Source organism: Nesterenkonia sp. PF2B19 (genome assembly GCF_001758425.2).
GTDB classification, from domain to species: Bacteria; Actinomycetota; Actinomycetes; order Actinomycetales; family Micrococcaceae; genus Nesterenkonia; species Nesterenkonia aethiopica.
Genome location: NZ_MDSS02000010.1, coordinates 75,766 through 90,264 on the forward strand (window position 1 = coordinate 75,766; position 14,499 = coordinate 90,264).

General features: G+C 69.7%; 14 protein-coding genes. 3 read left to right on the plus strand and 11 right to left on the minus strand.

What is annotated here, in order from left to right; genetic code table 11:
• Positions 1–2: 2 nt before the first annotated feature.
• From BCY76_RS04960 to BCY76_RS18915, 4 genes are all read right to left on the minus strand, one after another.
• Positions 3–1,637 carry a tripartite tricarboxylate transporter permease gene (locus BCY76_RS04960; protein ID WP_085437262.1) on the minus strand — a complete coding sequence of 545 codons (1,635 nt, stop codon included), beginning with the start codon at positions 1,635–1,637 and terminating at the stop codon, positions 3–5.
• Between the two features lie 26 nt (positions 1,638–1,663).
• Positions 1,664–2,170, minus strand: a complete 507-nt coding sequence (locus BCY76_RS04965) for a tripartite tricarboxylate transporter TctB family protein (RefSeq protein ID WP_170922591.1) — start codon at positions 2,168–2,170, stop codon at positions 1,664–1,666.
• 11 nt (positions 2,171–2,181) lie between these two features.
• The gene (locus BCY76_RS04970; protein ID WP_139827621.1) at positions 2,182–3,159 is read right to left on the minus strand and encodes a tripartite tricarboxylate transporter substrate binding protein; all 978 of its coding nucleotides are present in this window, start codon (positions 3,157–3,159) and stop codon (positions 2,182–2,184) included.
• A gap of 159 nt (positions 3,160–3,318) precedes the next feature.
• Entirely contained in the window at positions 3,319–4,767 is a 1,449-nt protein-coding gene (locus tag BCY76_RS18915) for an FCD domain-containing protein (RefSeq protein WP_237089970.1), read from the minus strand.
• 683 nt (positions 4,768–5,450) lie between these two features.
• Between BCY76_RS18915 and BCY76_RS04980 the strand changes: the two genes are divergently transcribed.
• The 3 genes from BCY76_RS04980 to BCY76_RS04990 all read left to right on the plus strand — a co-directional run bounded on the left by BCY76_RS04980 (position 5,451) and on the right by BCY76_RS04990 (position 9,793).
• Positions 5,451–6,692: an amidohydrolase family protein gene (locus tag BCY76_RS04980; RefSeq protein ID WP_070161342.1), complete on the plus strand. Its 1,242-nt coding sequence runs from the start codon at positions 5,451–5,453 to the stop codon at positions 6,690–6,692.
• Positions 6,692–8,179 carry a chlorohydrolase family protein gene (locus tag BCY76_RS04985; protein ID WP_070161344.1) on the plus strand — a complete coding sequence of 496 codons (1,488 nt, stop codon included), beginning with the start codon at positions 6,692–6,694 and terminating at the stop codon, positions 8,177–8,179. Before BCY76_RS04980 ends, BCY76_RS04985 begins: the two co-directional genes overlap by 1 nt.
• Before the next feature lie 234 nt (positions 8,180–8,413).
• Complete coding sequence (locus tag BCY76_RS04990) at positions 8,414–9,793, plus strand: DUF3100 domain-containing protein (protein WP_237089971.1); 1,380 nt, start codon at positions 8,414–8,416, stop codon at positions 9,791–9,793.
• A gap of 167 nt (positions 9,794–9,960) precedes the next feature.
• On the opposite strand, the gene BCY76_RS04995 is transcribed toward BCY76_RS04990, so the two are convergent.
• The 7 genes from BCY76_RS04995 to BCY76_RS05015 form a co-directional block, all read right to left on the minus strand.
• Positions 9,961–10,791: a SurA N-terminal domain-containing protein gene (locus BCY76_RS04995; protein WP_070161346.1), complete on the minus strand. Its 831-nt coding sequence runs from the start codon at positions 10,789–10,791 to the stop codon at positions 9,961–9,963.
• Between the two features lie 114 nt (positions 10,792–10,905).
• Entirely contained in the window at positions 10,906–11,238 is a 333-nt protein-coding gene (locus BCY76_RS05000; RefSeq protein WP_070161348.1) for a DUF202 domain-containing protein, read from the minus strand.
• Positions 11,238–11,615, minus strand: a complete 378-nt coding sequence (locus tag BCY76_RS05005) for a YidH family protein (protein WP_085437264.1) — start codon at positions 11,613–11,615, stop codon at positions 11,238–11,240. Before BCY76_RS05005 ends, BCY76_RS05000 begins: the two co-directional genes overlap by 1 nt.
• Positions 11,616–11,773: 158 nt before the next feature.
• Positions 11,774–12,142, minus strand: a complete 369-nt coding sequence (locus BCY76_RS18920; RefSeq protein WP_070161350.1) for a hypothetical protein — start codon at positions 12,140–12,142, stop codon at positions 11,774–11,776.
• A gap of 48 nt (positions 12,143–12,190) precedes the next feature.
• The gene (locus BCY76_RS18925; protein WP_237089972.1) at positions 12,191–12,364 is read right to left on the minus strand and encodes a hypothetical protein; all 174 of its coding nucleotides are present in this window, start codon (positions 12,362–12,364) and stop codon (positions 12,191–12,193) included.
• A gap of 132 nt (positions 12,365–12,496) precedes the next feature.
• Positions 12,497–13,099: an MFS transporter gene (locus BCY76_RS18930; protein WP_237089973.1), complete on the minus strand. Its 603-nt coding sequence runs from the start codon at positions 13,097–13,099 to the stop codon at positions 12,497–12,499.
• A 107-nt stretch (positions 13,100–13,206) separates the two neighbouring features.
• Positions 13,207–14,499, minus strand: a 1,293-nt coding sequence (locus tag BCY76_RS05015) for a benzaldehyde dehydrogenase (protein WP_139827622.1), incomplete at its 5' end; no start/stop codon positions are given.

The following is a 14,499-nucleotide window of genomic DNA, read 5'->3' on the forward strand; positions in this document are numbered from 1 at the left end:
CGTCAGGCGTCGTGTCGAGGATCGGTTCCCGGATGACGCGGCGTGTCACCCTCTTCAACTGGCTCGCCCTCTGACCCCGGGCGGGCTCCTGAGTCGGACTCGGCAACCACACCCTCCGCACGCTCGGCCTCCCGAAACTGGTCGATGGTGGGGCGCATGTTCTTCCGGCGGGAGTCCGCCACGGTCCAGATGATCACCGCGAGAAGCAGCGACATCAGCACCAGGGGGATCGGGCGGGTCAGGAAGATCATGAACGATCCGTCCGAGAGCACCATTGAACGCCGGAAATGCTCCTCCAGCAGCGGTCCCAGGATGAACCCCAGGACGAAGGGTCCCAGCCCGAAGTTGAAAGTGCGCAGCACGTAACCGACGATGCCGAAGATCACCGCAAGCAGCACGTCAAACATCGAGTTCCGGACCGAGTACACGCCGGCCACGGCGACCATCAGGATGATCGGAGCCATGATTCCGCCCGGGATGCGCAGGAGTCTCACAAAGAGGCCGATCAGCGGCAGGTTGAGGATCAGCAGCAGGATGTTGCCGACGTACATGGAGGCGATGACGCCCCAGAAGACGTCCGGGTACTCATCGATGAGCTGTGGTCCTGGCGTGATGTTGTGCAGCAGCAACGCACCGAAGATCAGGGCGAGCACCGGATTCGGCGGCACGCCCAGGGTCAACAGCGGGAGGAAGGAGGAGTTCGAGGAGGAGTTGTCGGCGGTCTCCGTGGCAGCCAGGCCGTCCATGGCACCTTTGCCGAACTTCTCCGGATGGCGGGAGAACCGCCGCTCGGCCCCATAGGCCACCACCGCGGAGATCGTGCCCCCTCCTCCTGGGATGATGCCGATGAAGAATCCGATGATCGAGGACCGCAGGATCGCCATCCGGGTCATCAGCCAGTCCGCGCGCGTTGGGAGGACCCTACCGATCGCCGATCGGGCCAGACCGCCGTAGAAGCCCTGCTGTGCGTTGTACAGGATCTCGCCGATCCCGAACAGCCCCACTGCTACGGCGACGATGCTGACACCGGCCGTCAGCTCGAAACTGCCATAGGTCAGCCGTGGATCAGCCGTGGTGGGATCCAACCCGACAGTGGCGACGATCACCCCCAGCGCGGCCGAGACGATCGCCTTGACCTTCGACCCCGAGCCGAGGAACACGATCATGAGCAACCCCATCGCGGCCAGGACAAACATGTCCGGGCTTCCGACCGACTTGGCCACCCCGGCCAACGTCGGAGCAAGGAAGGACAACCCGATGATGGCCACCGTGCCCCCGAGGAACGAACCGATCGCCGTGATCCCCAGCGCAGGTCCGGCACGGCCTTGCTGAGCCAGCGGATATCCGTCGAACGTGGTCACCACCGCAGAGGCGTCACCCGGCAGACGCAGCAGGATAGCGGGGATCCGACCCCCGTACATGGATCCGTAGTAGATCCCGGCGAGCATCATCACGGCACCGGCGGGGTCGAGCGAGAAGGTCAGAGGGAGCAGCAGTGCGATGGTCGCCACCGGCCCGAGCCCCGGGATCAGGCCGATCAGTGTGCCCACCGTGACGCCGATGAGGACGAAGAGCAGATTCTCGGGCTGGAACGCCACGCTGAATCCGTGCCCCAGCCCCGCGAGGATGTCGGTCATGGGAAAAGTCGCTTCTCTCAGGTGGATCAGAACGGACGGAGGTTGACCCCGAGGGCCAGGGCGAAGAGCGCGTAGACGGCGGCGGGTGCGATCACAGCGATCAGGATCGACGTCCGCCACCTCATGCGTGCCACGAAGCGCGCCACGATCAACATCACGGGTGCCCCCGCCCCGATCAGGCCCAGCCAGTCATAGGCGGGGACGAAGAGCAGGAGCGGGCCGGCCACGAGGGCGACCCGGGTCAGCTCAGACCGATTCGGCGGATGGAACCGGTGCCGGGTGGCCAGCAGCAGCGGAATGGCCGCCACCACCAGCATCGCGTTGAGGAAGGGCCAGAGGCCCGGACCCGGCCTGGCGATGGAGCCAAGGCCCAGTTGGACCGCGGGGATGATGACGACGGCGGCCAGGGCAGCCAGAACCACCGGCGACCACCAGTCGACGGGTCCGGGTTCATCCAGCTGAGGAGTCCCCTCAAAGTCATCGAGGTGCTCGCGCAGGGGCTCCTGCTCCCGTGCGGGCTGAGAGTTCCGCATCGCCATCGGACTCACGGAACCTCAAGGCCCAGATCCTCGAACAGCGACCGGAACCGTTCCAGCTCAGTCGGCATGTACTCGCTGAACCAGGCTTCTCCCTCCACATCTGGGACCGCACCGCCGGACTGCTCCACGAACTCCACGAACTCGTCGGATTCGACGACAGCGGTCGACGCCGCGGCCAGCACGTCGTAGACCTCCTGGGGCGTATCGGCCGGCACCACGAGGGCCTGGGAACCGGCCGTCTGAAGCTCTTCGAACCCCAACTCGCCGAGTGTCGGGACCTCCTCATCGAGAGCGTCGGGGAGGTAGTCGGTGCTGATGGCCAGGATGCGAAGCTCCCCGGACCGGACTCGTGGCAGGGCGCTGGTGATGTCCTGGACGCCCCAGTCGACATCACCATTGACGAGCGCGGGCAAGGCAGGGGCGCCGCCTGGGAAGGTCGCCACCTCCGCGTCCAGGCCGTAACCCTGGACGATGCCCTCTCCGATCAGGTGAGTCTGGTGGCCCTCACCGAAGGCCGAGTACGTCATCCGGTCGTCGACGTCTTCAAGGTCCTCGAAACTCTCGATCGGCGAGTCATCGGGGACCACGATCACGAACGCGTTCTCAGCGACGGCTTCCACGGATCGGAAGTCCTCGATGCCGTAGGAGACGTCCTGCTGAAGCAGCACCGACGTGAAGGCACCGGTCGGGGCGAAGAGCAGCGTGTGACCGTCGGCGCCAGCATTCGCAGCCTCCGTCGCGGCGATGGCGCCGCCTCCGCCTTCCCGGTTGACCACCAGCACGTTCGCATCGAGCTCGGCCTCAAGCCCCTCGGCGAACTTGCGAGCAGTGGCGTCGTTGTGGCCCCCCGCCGCGAAGCCGACGAGAAGCTCCACGTTCTGGGAGGGGAAGTCAGAGCCGTCTCCGCCCTGCGGCCCGCAGGCCGTCACGACCAGCATGGTCAGAACCGCCCAGGGGGCGAAGAGTGCGCTGCGGGTCCTCATCTTGTCCTCCACGGGTCATCGGTGCAGAAGTGTGGTGCACTTCATAATGACAGTGGATGGGACATCACAAAACGATAAGTTGATTATGAATGACCCTATGGATCGTTATGTCTAGCAGCTCGGTCCCCGTCAAGTTCACCGCTAGACAGGCCGCCCCGCTCAGCTGCGGCGGGCCTGACGTTCGCGGTGCTGATCCCGGCTGGTCTGGGCGTGCTCGACCACCAGCCGCTCCAGCAGCTCCTCGTTCCGGGAGGCGAGCGCCTCGAACAGGCCGCGGTGCTCCTGGGTGACCACCAGCAGGTCATCATGCTGGCTGAGCATCCAGCGGACCCGGCTCTGGATGGTGCCCCACAGCTCTTGGAGGTGGGTGTTGTCAGCCAGTTCCACCACGGTGGAGTGGAAGGCGGCTGCGGCACGGTGGGCGGTGACGGCGTCGCCGGCCTGGGCCGCGGCCTCCCCGTTGACCAGGACACGCTCGAGGCGCGCCAGTCCCGCATCGTCGTGGCGCCGGGCGGCCGAGGTGAAGGCCAGCGTGTCCAGGGAGGTGCGCACCTCCTCGAGCTCGCGCACATCACGTTCCGTGAACTCACGCACGATGGCCCAGGTCCGGGGCCGGGGCGTGATGAGACCCTCGGCGGCCAGCAGGCGCAGACCCTCGCGGACGGGCACCCGGCTCACGCCGAGCTCGGCGGCCAGCTCACGCTCGACGAGCCTGCTGCCGGGCAGGCGCTCACGTCGATGATCTGCTCGCGCAGCCGGGTGGCCACGCGCGTCGTCTCGGACTCTCTGTTCTCTGGCTCGGCCATAGGTCTCATTGTTCCACTCCGCGTCTGCTGGGCCCGCCTCGGGAATGCTCGTCTCCGCGCTGCCCGTCTCCGCATCGGCCGCCTCCTGCGACTCGCCCGGCGGCGGCCCGTCGGGCGCCACCTCATCATCCAGAGACTCGGGCGAGGAGGCCCACCAGGCGACGACGGCCATCGCCAGGGCCAGCACGATGAGCCCCACCAGCGGCACGGTCCAGGTGCCGGTGCGCTCCAGGACCACGCCGATGGCCAGAGGGCCGAGGGCGGCGAAGACGTAGCCGCCGGACTGGATGAAGCCGGAGGCCCGCGCGGTGAACTCCGGATCCCGGGTGCGGGCGGTGATCAGCGCCAGCGCCGAGGGGAAGGAGAACCCGCCGATGGCCAGGCAGATCGCCCACAGCCATGGGGTGGTGGTGGGGGCGACCAGCAGACCGGTGTAGCCGACGGCGGAGATCAGGCCGTAGCCGATGAGCACGCTGCGCACATGCCAGCGGCGCACCACGATCTGGGGGGCGATGAAGCCGCCCGGGATGCCTCCGGCGACGATGATCGCGACCATGGCGCCGGCGGCGACAGGGTCCAGGCCGGCGTCGCGGTAGATCCGGGCCAGCCAGCCGAAGTGCGTATAGGCGTGGAGGGACTGCAGCCCGAAGTAGAGCAGCAGGATCCAGGCCCCGGACGACGCGGTGATGCGGCCGACCGCCCCGGAGGCGCCGCGGTTCTGGGTGGAGGCGGCCGGGACGCCGCCCAGGCGCCGCAGGGCGGCCCAGGCGATGAGGGCGACCAGCGGCAGTCCGGCCCACACCCCCAGACCCAAGCGCCACCCGCCGACGTGCTCGGCCAGGGGTGCGGTGAGCAGGCTGGGACGGAGGCGCCGAGCCCCAGTCCCACCATGAAGACGGTCACCGAGACGGCCTGGCGTTCGGGGAAACGCGCTTTGGCGAAGACGGGCAGCACCACGTTGCCCATCGCCATGCCGGCGAGTGAGAGCGTGGTGAACGCCGCGAAGCCCCACCAGCTGTCCACCAGCACCCGCAAGCCCAGCCCGGTGCCGATGGCCGCCGCACAGATGGCCAGGGACCAGAACAGACCCAGCCGACGCAGCAGCAGGAAGGAGATCGCCCCGAAGACCACGAAGGCGGCTCCGGGCAGCGCGGTGAGCAGTCCGGACTGCCACCCCTGCAGCGCGAAGGCAGCTTCGACCTCGGCCAGCACGGGGCCCAGCGACGTCGCGGCGGGACGCAGGCACACGGCCAGCAGCGCCAGGGCCAGGACGGCCAGGGCCGTCGCGCCCCGTCCGGGTTGCGCGTCAGTTCTCATGCCCGCCTCCTGATCCTGTCACCTCAATATCGTGCCACTCCTGTTTGGTATACCATAATACGTGGACGTGATTTCTCCCACTCCCTCGGCAGGTCGCCCGAGACTGACCCTGTCAGCTCCACCGACGCCGTCGACGCCCGACATCACCGACCATCCAGGAGACAGCGGATGACCACCCGATTCACCGACGTCAGACTCTTCCCTCGCACCCCCGACGAACCTGCCGTCGACCTCACGGTCCAGGACGGCCGCATCGCGGAGATCATCCCGGCCGGGACCACTCCCGCCCCCGACGGCGCGGAGATCGTCGACGGCGGCGGCCGCGTCCTGCTTCCAGCCCTGGGCGACGTCCACTCCCACCTGGACTCGAACCGCCTCGGGCAGACCTTCCTGCCCCACACCGCAGACGGCACGCTGCACGGCTACATCATGAACGACCGTCGCAAATGGCGCGACGGCGAGCGCAGCGTGGCCGACCAGGCCTCCTACGCGCTGGCGCAGATCATCGCCTCCGGCGGAGTGCGGATCCGCTCCCACGCCCAGGTGGACTCCGACTGCGGCCTGGAGCGGTTCCACGGCGTGCAGGAGGGGCTCTCCCGGTACACCGACATCATCGACCACCAGATCGTGGCCTTCCCCCAGGCCGGCATCCAGCGGGAGGCCGGCGTCGTCGACCTGCTCGACCAGGCGCTGGCCGAGGGCGCGGACTTGGTGGGCGGCCTGGACCCCGTCCTCTATGACCGCGACCCGGTCTCCCACCTCAACGTGGTGTTCGGGCTGTGCGAGAAGCACGGTGCGGGCGCCGACATCCACCTGCACGAGTCCGGCACCGCCGGCATCTTCTCGATGGAGGAGATCGCCCACCGCACCCGGGAACTGGGCCTGCAGGGCAAGGTGACGGTCTCCCACGCCTTCGCCCTGCACACCAATCCGGACAAGGAGGTGGCCCGCGTGGTGGAGCAGCTCGCCGAGGCAGGCGTCTCGCTGACCACGGTGGCCCCCTCCATCGGCTCCCTGCCTCAGAGCCTGCTGTGTGAGCACGGGGTCGCGCTCGGCCTGGGCGAGGACGGGCAGCGTGACCACTGGAGTCCCTACGGCGACGGCGACCTGCTGCGCCGGACCTGGCAGCTGGCCTTCACCAACGGGTTCCGCCGCGACGCCGACGTCGAGGCCTGCGTGGACATCGCCTCCCGCGGCGGGGCGATGGTCATGGCCGGAGCCCGGCCCGAGGGCGTGAGCCTTCTCGACGACGCCGAGTTCGGCCTCGCCGTCGGCGCTCCCGCGCACTTCATCCTGCTGCAGGCCGACACGGTCACCGCGGCGGTCATGGACAGCCCTGCCGCACGTGATGTCTATTCCGCCGGCCGGCTGGTGGCCTCCGACGGCGAGCTGATCGGAGGTGTCCGCTGATGATCACCCGCATCCGCGCCCGGTTCGTCATCGGCTACGCCGACGGCGACCACTGCCTGATCCCCGACGGCGAGCTCGTCCACGACGACGCCGAGATCCTCTTCGTGGGCCGTGACTGGCCGGGCGCCCCCGACCGGGAGATCGACGCCGGCCACGCCGTCATCTCCCCCGGCTTCATCGACCTCAACGCACTGGCCGACATCGACCACGCCCTGTTCGACTGCTGGCCCGACGCCTCCCGGCTGCTGGGCCTGGCCTGGTCCGAGGAGTATCTGCACGATCACGGTCCGCGCTTCACGCGGTCCCAGGAGAAGTTCCGGCGCGAATTCGCGATCAGCCAGCTGATCCGCAACGGCATCACCACGATGATGCCGATCGCCGCCGAGACCTACAAGGAATGGTGCGAGGACTACCAGGACATGGCCGACACCGCCGAGGCGGTGGAGGCGCTGGGCATCCGGGCCTACTTGGGGCCCAGCTACCGGACCCATGTGCCCTACACCGACGGCACGCAGATGCTGCTGCACCGCGACGAGCAGAAGGGCCTGGACGGACTGGACGACGCCGTGCGGTTCATCCAGGACTACGACGGCGCCGCGGGCGGACTCATCCGCGGGGCGCTGCTGCCGGCACGCATCGAGACGCAGACCGAGCAGACGCTGCGGCACACCCGGCAGGCGGCCGACGACCTGGACGTGCCGATCCGTCTGCACGCCGCCCAGGGGATCCAGGAGAACCGGGAGATGATCGCCCGCACCTCGCGCCGCTCGCTGCCGCATCTGGCGGAGATCGGCTTCCTGGGCGAGCGCACGTTCATTCCGCATGCCTGGACCCTCCCGGGACACCTGCACATGCCCGAGGACCTGTGCCGCCCCGAGCATGGGGCGGGCGGGGACAGCATCGATGACCTGGCGCTGCTGGCCGAGTCCGGGACCTCGGTGATCTTCTGCCCGATCCCCAGCGGGCACTACGGCTCCGCGATGGACAGCTACGAGTCCTACCGGCAGCGCGGGGTGCGGGTGGTGATCGGCACCGATTCCGCCCCGCCGAACATGGTCCGCGCCCTGGATCTGGCGATGGCCATGACCAAGACGCTGACCGGCCGGGGCCCGGCGGCCCAGCCGCATGACCTGTTCCGCTCGGCCACCCTGGACCCCGCCCGCGCCCTGGGCAGGGAGGACCTCGGGCGGCTTGCGCCGGGCGCGCAGGCGGACTACTTCGTGATGGACCTGACCGGCACCCATGTGGGCCCTCATGCGGACCCGGTGCGCACTCTGGTGATGAACGGCGACGGCCGGGACATCACCCGCGTGGTGGTGGCAGGACGGACCATCGTCGAGGACCGGGAGATCCTCACCGTCGACGACGGCGACTACCTCCCGCGCGCCCAGGAGTTCCTGGACGAGTACATCGCCTCCCACACGGTCAGCGACCATGCCGGACGGAGCCTGGAGGAGCTGCAGCCGCCGAGCTTCCCGATCCGCTGAACGCCGCGCCTGAGAGGGCGCTGCTCCCCTGATCGGCGCCGTGGACCGGCGCCGCCGTACGGGTCGGCCCGGGAGTCTCCCCCTGCTCCCGGGCCGGCTCGTCCGCGTCGCGACGCCGCGCCTGCTGTTGAGCGACAGAACCTTCTCACTCTGTGAAACGCCTCACAGCAGCTATTGACGGACGTCACACCGCTCCCTATGGTTTTGGTATACCAATTCACGCGGGAGGCTTGAATGCAGACCACCGGACACCACACCGAGGCGGCATCGGAGGCCGCCGCCGTCGACCCTCCGCACCAGAGGCACTCGCGCCGCTCCTGGATGTGGGCCATGGGACTCGGCGTCGGCGTCTCCGCGGCCGCCGTCCTCATCGGCACCTATGAGCTCACCATCGGCCTCGCCGCCATCGTGCTGTTCCCGCTGCTGTGGGCAGTGCTGATCGGCGCCGTCGTCGGACTCCAGCCCTGGCGCCCCGTCACCGGGCCCACGCGAGCCGTCAGCGAACTGCTGATCCGGGTCGGCATCGTCGTCTTCCTCGCCCTGCTGGGCACCGGCATCGGCCCGTCCCTGCCGGACCTGGTGGACATCGGACCCGCCATCGCCCTGCAGGAGCTGGGCAACGCCTTCGGCACCGTCATCATCGGCATCCCGGTGGCCGTGGCCATGGGCATGGGACGCGTGGCCATCGGCGCGACCTGGTCGGCCAACCGCGAGTCCTACCTCGCCTACGCCATCGACAAGTGGGGCGTCCGGGCACCCGAGTACCAGGGCGTGTTCGGCGTCTGGCTGCTCGGCACCGTCTTCGGTGCGGCCTTCATCTCGCTGATCGCCGGCATCACCGGCGGCCTGGAGATCTTCGACCCCCGCGCCCTCGCCCTGGCCTGCGGTCTCGGCTCGGCCTCCATGATGCTCGGCGGCGTCGGCTCGCTGACCGTGCTCTACCCGGAGATGGCTGGCGAGATCATGGCCCTGGCCGCGATCTCCAACCTGGTCACCAACATCGTGGGCTTCTACATGGGCGTCTACGTGGTGCTGCCCTTCGCCCGCTGGTTCTACCGGGTCTGGGTGAAGGTCCTCGGCAAGCAGGAGGCCGACGCGCGCAGCATCGCCGCCGAGCCTGTCCCCGCCCCGGAGGAGAGCCCGGCGCGGGCGAAGAAGCCGCAGGACCCGCCGCCGCCGACGACCATCGCCGCCTGGGTGGCCGCCTTCATCTTCACCGGCGTCGCCGGGCTGCTGATCAACTGGCAGGGCACTGGCGAGCTGAACCTGACGGGCATCATCGGCATCACCATGGTCACCGGGCTCTCCGTGCTGGCCTTCCTGCTGGCCCGCTACACCCGAGGGGTGCCGGCGAGCATCTGGGTGCTCGGCATGGCGACCCTGGCCTCGGCGCCGTTCTTCCCCGGCTCCGAGTTCCTCGTGGCCATGACCCAGGACCTCAACGTGCTGCTGGTCGGCCTTCCGCAGATCGCACTGCTCGGGCTGAGCCTCGGCCGCGACATCGATGGGCTGAAGAAGATGAGCTGGAAGGTCGTGCTCATCGGGTTCCTCACCCTGGGATCTGCGTATCTGGCGGCAGCCGTCGTCGCGCAGTTCGCCCTTCCAGCCGGCTGACCGGCGCAGGCGCATGGCGCGCCACGACGCACCGATCGGTCGATCCGACGGGATCTGAGCCTCACAGGCCCGGTGATCTCGCCGGATCGACCGATCGATGTGTGTCAGCCGCACCCGAGGCGGGTCGGCGATGTGGGTGAGTCTGTGACGCGGGGTGAGTCAGCGACTCAGAGGTGAGTCTCCACGTCGGCGTCCTCGCGGAGCTCGTCCACGTGGGCCTGGGCGGCCTCACCCTGCTTCTGGCTGGTCAGCTGGTCCTCGAGCTCGTCCTTGACGTCCTCGAACTCCGGGGTCTCGGGGGCCTCGCCCTCGGCACCCTCCTCAGCGCCCTCCTCGGGCGGGGCCTGCTGACCCACGGACTGGTCGTAGTAGTCCCGAAGCTCCTCCTCGGAGGGCTCCTCGACGTCGATGTCCTCGATCACCTGGTCGATGAGCACCTGGTTCTGGGCGTCCTCGCGGAGCTGCTCCTCGTCCATGCCCTGCTCCTCGTAGGCGGCGATGAGGTCGTCCACCGACTCCATGCCGGACTGCTCCGCGGTGTCCTCCAACAGCGCCTCGACGTCGTCCTCGCTGGCCTCGTAGCCGGAGTCTTCCGCGTCCTGGATGAGCAGCTCGTTGCCGATCATGGACTCCAGGGACTGCTCCTTGATGGCGTCCTCGTCCGGCTCCTCGCCGCTCATCTGGGACTGCATGACGGCCTGCTGGAACTGGCTCTCGTAGAAGGCCGCGAAGTCCTCCCCGGAGATCTCCTCCCCGTTGACCTCGGCGACCACGTCGGGGATGTCCGAGGTGTCCGGCTCGGGCATCTCGCCCTCAGCACCGGCCTCACCCTCGGCACCCTGCTCTTCAGCGCCCTGCTCGGCACCCTGCTCTTCGGCACCCTGCTCCGCCTCGGCGGTGGTGTCCGCGTCGGCCCCCTCCTCGGGGGCATCGCCGCAGGCCGCGACTCCGAGGAGCACGCCGGCCAGGGCACAGCTTGTCAACAGCTTCTTGGACATGACAAGCACCTCCTGATCGTGGATGAGCGGGCAACGTAGCACACGGGACACAACACGCAAGCCAGGCCCCATCCAGCCTGCCACCAGACTCGACGCCGGACGTTCAGGGGGCGTTCAGGCCCACAGCACCGCGAACAGACCCAACACGCCCAGGGCGACGACGGCACCGGTGGTGCAGAGGACCGCCACGACGTCGGCCTCCACCTTCTCCTGCTGGACCCCGCGGGCCTGGCGCCGGTAGCGGACCCGCTGGGTGAGGTAGATGCCGGCCGCGACACCAGCGCAGACCAGTGTCAGCAGCAGGGTCCACAGCCCGTAGTGCGGCATCCAGCGCAGGAACACCGCTCCGATGAGGGCGAACAGCAGCATGGTGCGGCCCCAGGAGAGCACTGTGCGCTCCGGCTGGAGCCCGGGGTCGCCGTGCAGCGCGGCCGGGGTGGACGGCATCAGCTGATGACCACCAGCAGGATCACCACCGCCATCGCCACCCCGGAGGCGAAGCTGAGCACCGGGATGATCAGCGGCATGGGCAGCGGTCGACGACGGCGCAGGCTGCGCTCCACATGCAGCCAGCGGGCCGCCGCGCCGAGGCTGATGAGCAGCCCGACCCCGATGGTGAGCACGGAGATGATGGTCCGGTAGGGGTCGGCGAAGACGTCGGCGGCGAACGCCTCCAGGGCGATGCCGCCGGCCAGGAAGGCCAGGGCGGTGCGGATCCAGGCCAAGAAGGTGCGCTCATTGGCGAGGGTGAACCGGGGGTCCGGCTCCTCGCCGTCGGCGAGCAGCTTGGACTCCAACCATCCGCGATCCGTGGACTCTGCCATGCGCTCCTCCCTGTCTCAGCACCGCGTCGATGCCGCTCCTGCGACGGCCTCACCCGTCGGCTGCGCCACCACGAGTCTGCCACGTCGGCACTCGAACCCTTGGCGCCCCACCCCTTGGCTCCGGAGCGGTGGTCGGAATCCAGGCACTGAAGCGACGTTTAGCGACAATTGCTGCGGAGGCAACGCAGCAGGACGTCACCTGCCCCGGGCCACCAGCGCGGCGGCGAGCACTGCGCAGCCGGCATAGGTCCCGGCCGCGGCCAGCCACCCGGCTTGAAATCCTCCGTGGCGCCGATCAGCAGCCCCATCACGAGCGGGCCCAGGGTGAATCCGGCGAACATCCCTGCAGTGGCGATGCCGGTGGCCGAGGCCATCTTCTCCGCGGGGATGCGGCGCAGCAGCGCCCCCATGATCACCACGGAGACCCCCAGCGCCGAGGCCCCGTGCAGCGCCACGGCCAGCCACAGCAGCGCCGCCCAGCCGGTCGCCCCAGCCAGCAGGAACGTCCCGGCCCCGGCGAGCGCCATCAGCGCCAGGGCGAGCAGCAGCCTCGGTGCAGAAGCGCCGCGGCGACATCACCCGGCCCCATCCCACGCGGCGGCCACCCCGATCGCGCCGGCGGCCGCGGCGGTCATGCCGCCAGCGAGCAGACTGAACTCCAGCTCCCGCACCGCGAACAGCGGCAGGTACACGTTGGTGGCCTGGACGCCCAGCCCGTTGAGGAAGCCGAAGAGCGTCAGCGCCCACACCGCACTCGGCAGGCGCGATCTCGACGGCGCCCCTTCCGGTCCCCGGCCTGTGGCCGGTGACGCGCCGGGGGCCTCCGGCGTCGCACCCGGGGAGGCCGAGGTCGGCCTGGAGCGACCAGGATCGGGGGCCGCTCAGCGGCGGTGCGGCTCGCAGGCGCGGAAGGTCAGCGCCATCAGGCCCAGGGCCAGCAGTACAGAGAGCAGGGACGCGCCGCGCCAGCCGATCCACACCGCCAGGGCGGGGAAGGCGAGGCTGGCGGTGAGCTGGCTGGCCTGCACCCCGGACTGCTTGATTCCGGCCCAGCCGATGCGCCGGCGGGCGGGCACGCGCTGCAGCAGGATCCTGTTGGTGACCCCGTTGGGGAAGGACTGGGCCAGCCCGGAGACCCCGGCGGCCACGAGCACTAGGACGTAGCCTCCTGGCACGGCGGCCAGGCCGAGGGCGAGCGCGGCGAGCACGAAGATCAGGCTCATCAGGACACGGTCGGAGAGCCGGTCCGAGAGTCGGGCCAGAGACGCGTTGCCCACGGCGGCGCAGGCGAAGCAGACGGTGGCGAAGAGTCCGAACTGGGCTTCGGTGATGCCGAGGTCGGCGATCACCAGCTCACTGGTGGCGCTGAGCCCGTAGAGCAGCACCGGGCCGATCCCGACCGCACCGAGCAGCGCGGCCAGCAGCCCGATCCCGGGACCCTCGCGGCCCGATGCGCCCACCTGTGACGGCTCGCCTCTGCTCACCCGCGCCTCCTGACGTCTCCTTGCCCCTGCTCAGAGTACGCCGGAGCCGACGACGACGGCGGCCTGGCCGGCGTCGGGACCAACGGCGTCGGGACGGAGAGACGGCGTCAGAACGGGTACTGGGCGATCTCCGGACGCAGGGTCAGCCACTGCAGCTCGGTGAAGGACTCGATATTGGCGGCCGCGCCTCCTACCCGGCTCCCGTTGCCGGAGTCGCCGACGCCGCCGAAGGGGGCATAGGCCTCATCGGAGACGGTCTGCTCATTGATGTGGATCTTCCCAGAGGCGAGCTGGTCGGCGATCCGCATGGCCGCGCCGACGTCGCCCAGGATGGAGGCGGAGAGCCCGTAGGCGCTGCCATTGGCCAGGGCGATGGCCTCCTCCTCGGTGCGGAACCGCATCACCGGGGCCACCGGCCCGAAGATCTCCTGCGCCCAGGCGGGGCTCTCTTCGGTCAGGTCGGTGAGCACCGTAGGCCGGTAGAACGGTCCGTCATGGGTGCCGCCGGCCACCACGCGGCCGCCGTGGAGCACGGTCTCCTGGACGATGGAGTCCACCCGCTTGAGCTGGTTCTCATCGATGATCGGCCCCAGGGCCACCTGCTCCCGGGCCGGGTCACCCACCGGCAGGCCGTCGGCCTTCGCGGCGAGTCGCTCCAGGTAGTCGTCATGGATGTCCTCGTGGACGAGGTGCCGCCCCGTGGTCATGCAGATCTGTCCCTGGTGCATGAAGGAGCCGAAGGCCGCCGCGGAGACCGCCCGGTCCAGGTCAGCCTCGGGGAGCACGATCATCGCGTTGTTGCCGCCGAGTTCCAGATGCGGCCGCTTCAGCAGCCGGGCGCAGGTCTCCCCGATGCTGCGGCCGGCCTCCGTGGAACCGGTGAAGGCCACCACGCGCACCTCCGGGGCCTCGACGACGGCGGCGCCGGTCTCTCGGCCGCCGGGCAGCAGATGCAGCAGCCCCTCGGGCAGGCCGGCCTCCTCGAAGATGCGGGCCAACACCACACCCCCGGAGACGGAGGTGCGCGGGTCGGGCTTGAGCAGCACGGCATTGCCCAGCGCCAACGCCGGCGCCACGGAGCGGATGGAGAGGATCAGCGGGAAGTTGAACGGGGCGATCACGGAGACCACTCGGGCGGGCCGGCGCCGCGCCTGGGACCAGCGATCTTCGTCGGTGGCCAGCACCTCACCGTGCGGGTGGGTGGGCAGCGCGGCCGCCTCGTGGCACTCGTCAGCGGCGATCTTGGCCTCCAGCCCGCCCTTGGGCGGGATGGCGCCGGTCTCGGAGACGATCCAGGAGCGGATCTCCTCGGCGTGCTCCTCGAAGAGCCGTCCGGCCCGGCGCAGCACGGCGGCCCGCTCCCGCGGGGTCGGGCGGCCCAGTCCTTCTGCGCGGCGGCG

Coding starts and splice junctions, on each gene's coding strand:
- BCY76_RS04990 (WP_237089971.1), top strand. CDS start 8,414: ATGCAGACCACCGGACACCACACCGAGGCGGCATCGGAGGCCGCCGCC.
- BCY76_RS05000 (WP_070161348.1), bottom strand. CDS start 11,238: ATGCCGTCCACCCCGGCCGCGCTGCACGGCGACCCCGGGCTCCAGCCG.
- BCY76_RS04960 (WP_085437262.1), bottom strand. CDS start 1,637: ATGACCGACATCCTCGCGGGGCTGGGGCACGGATTCAGCGTGGCGTTC.
- BCY76_RS18920 (WP_070161350.1), bottom strand. CDS start 12,142: ATGGCGCTCGCCGGGGCCGGGACGTTCCTGCTGGCTGGGGCGACCGGC.
- BCY76_RS04970 (WP_139827621.1), bottom strand. CDS start 3,159: ATGAGGACCCGCAGCGCACTCTTCGCCCCCTGGGCGGTTCTGACCATG.
- BCY76_RS05005 (WP_085437264.1), bottom strand. CDS start 11,615: ATGGCAGAGTCCACGGATCGCGGATGGTTGGAGTCCAAGCTGCTCGCC.
- BCY76_RS04965 (WP_170922591.1), bottom strand. CDS start 2,170: ATGCGGAACTCTCAGCCCGCACGGGAGCAGGAGCCCCTGCGCGAGCAC.
- BCY76_RS04980 (WP_070161342.1), top strand. CDS start 5,451: ATGACCACCCGATTCACCGACGTCAGACTCTTCCCTCGCACCCCCGAC.
- BCY76_RS04985 (WP_070161344.1), top strand. CDS start 6,692: ATGATCACCCGCATCCGCGCCCGGTTCGTCATCGGCTACGCCGACGGC.
- BCY76_RS04995 (WP_070161346.1), bottom strand. CDS start 10,791: ATGTCCAAGAAGCTGTTGACAAGCTGTGCCCTGGCCGGCGTGCTCCTC.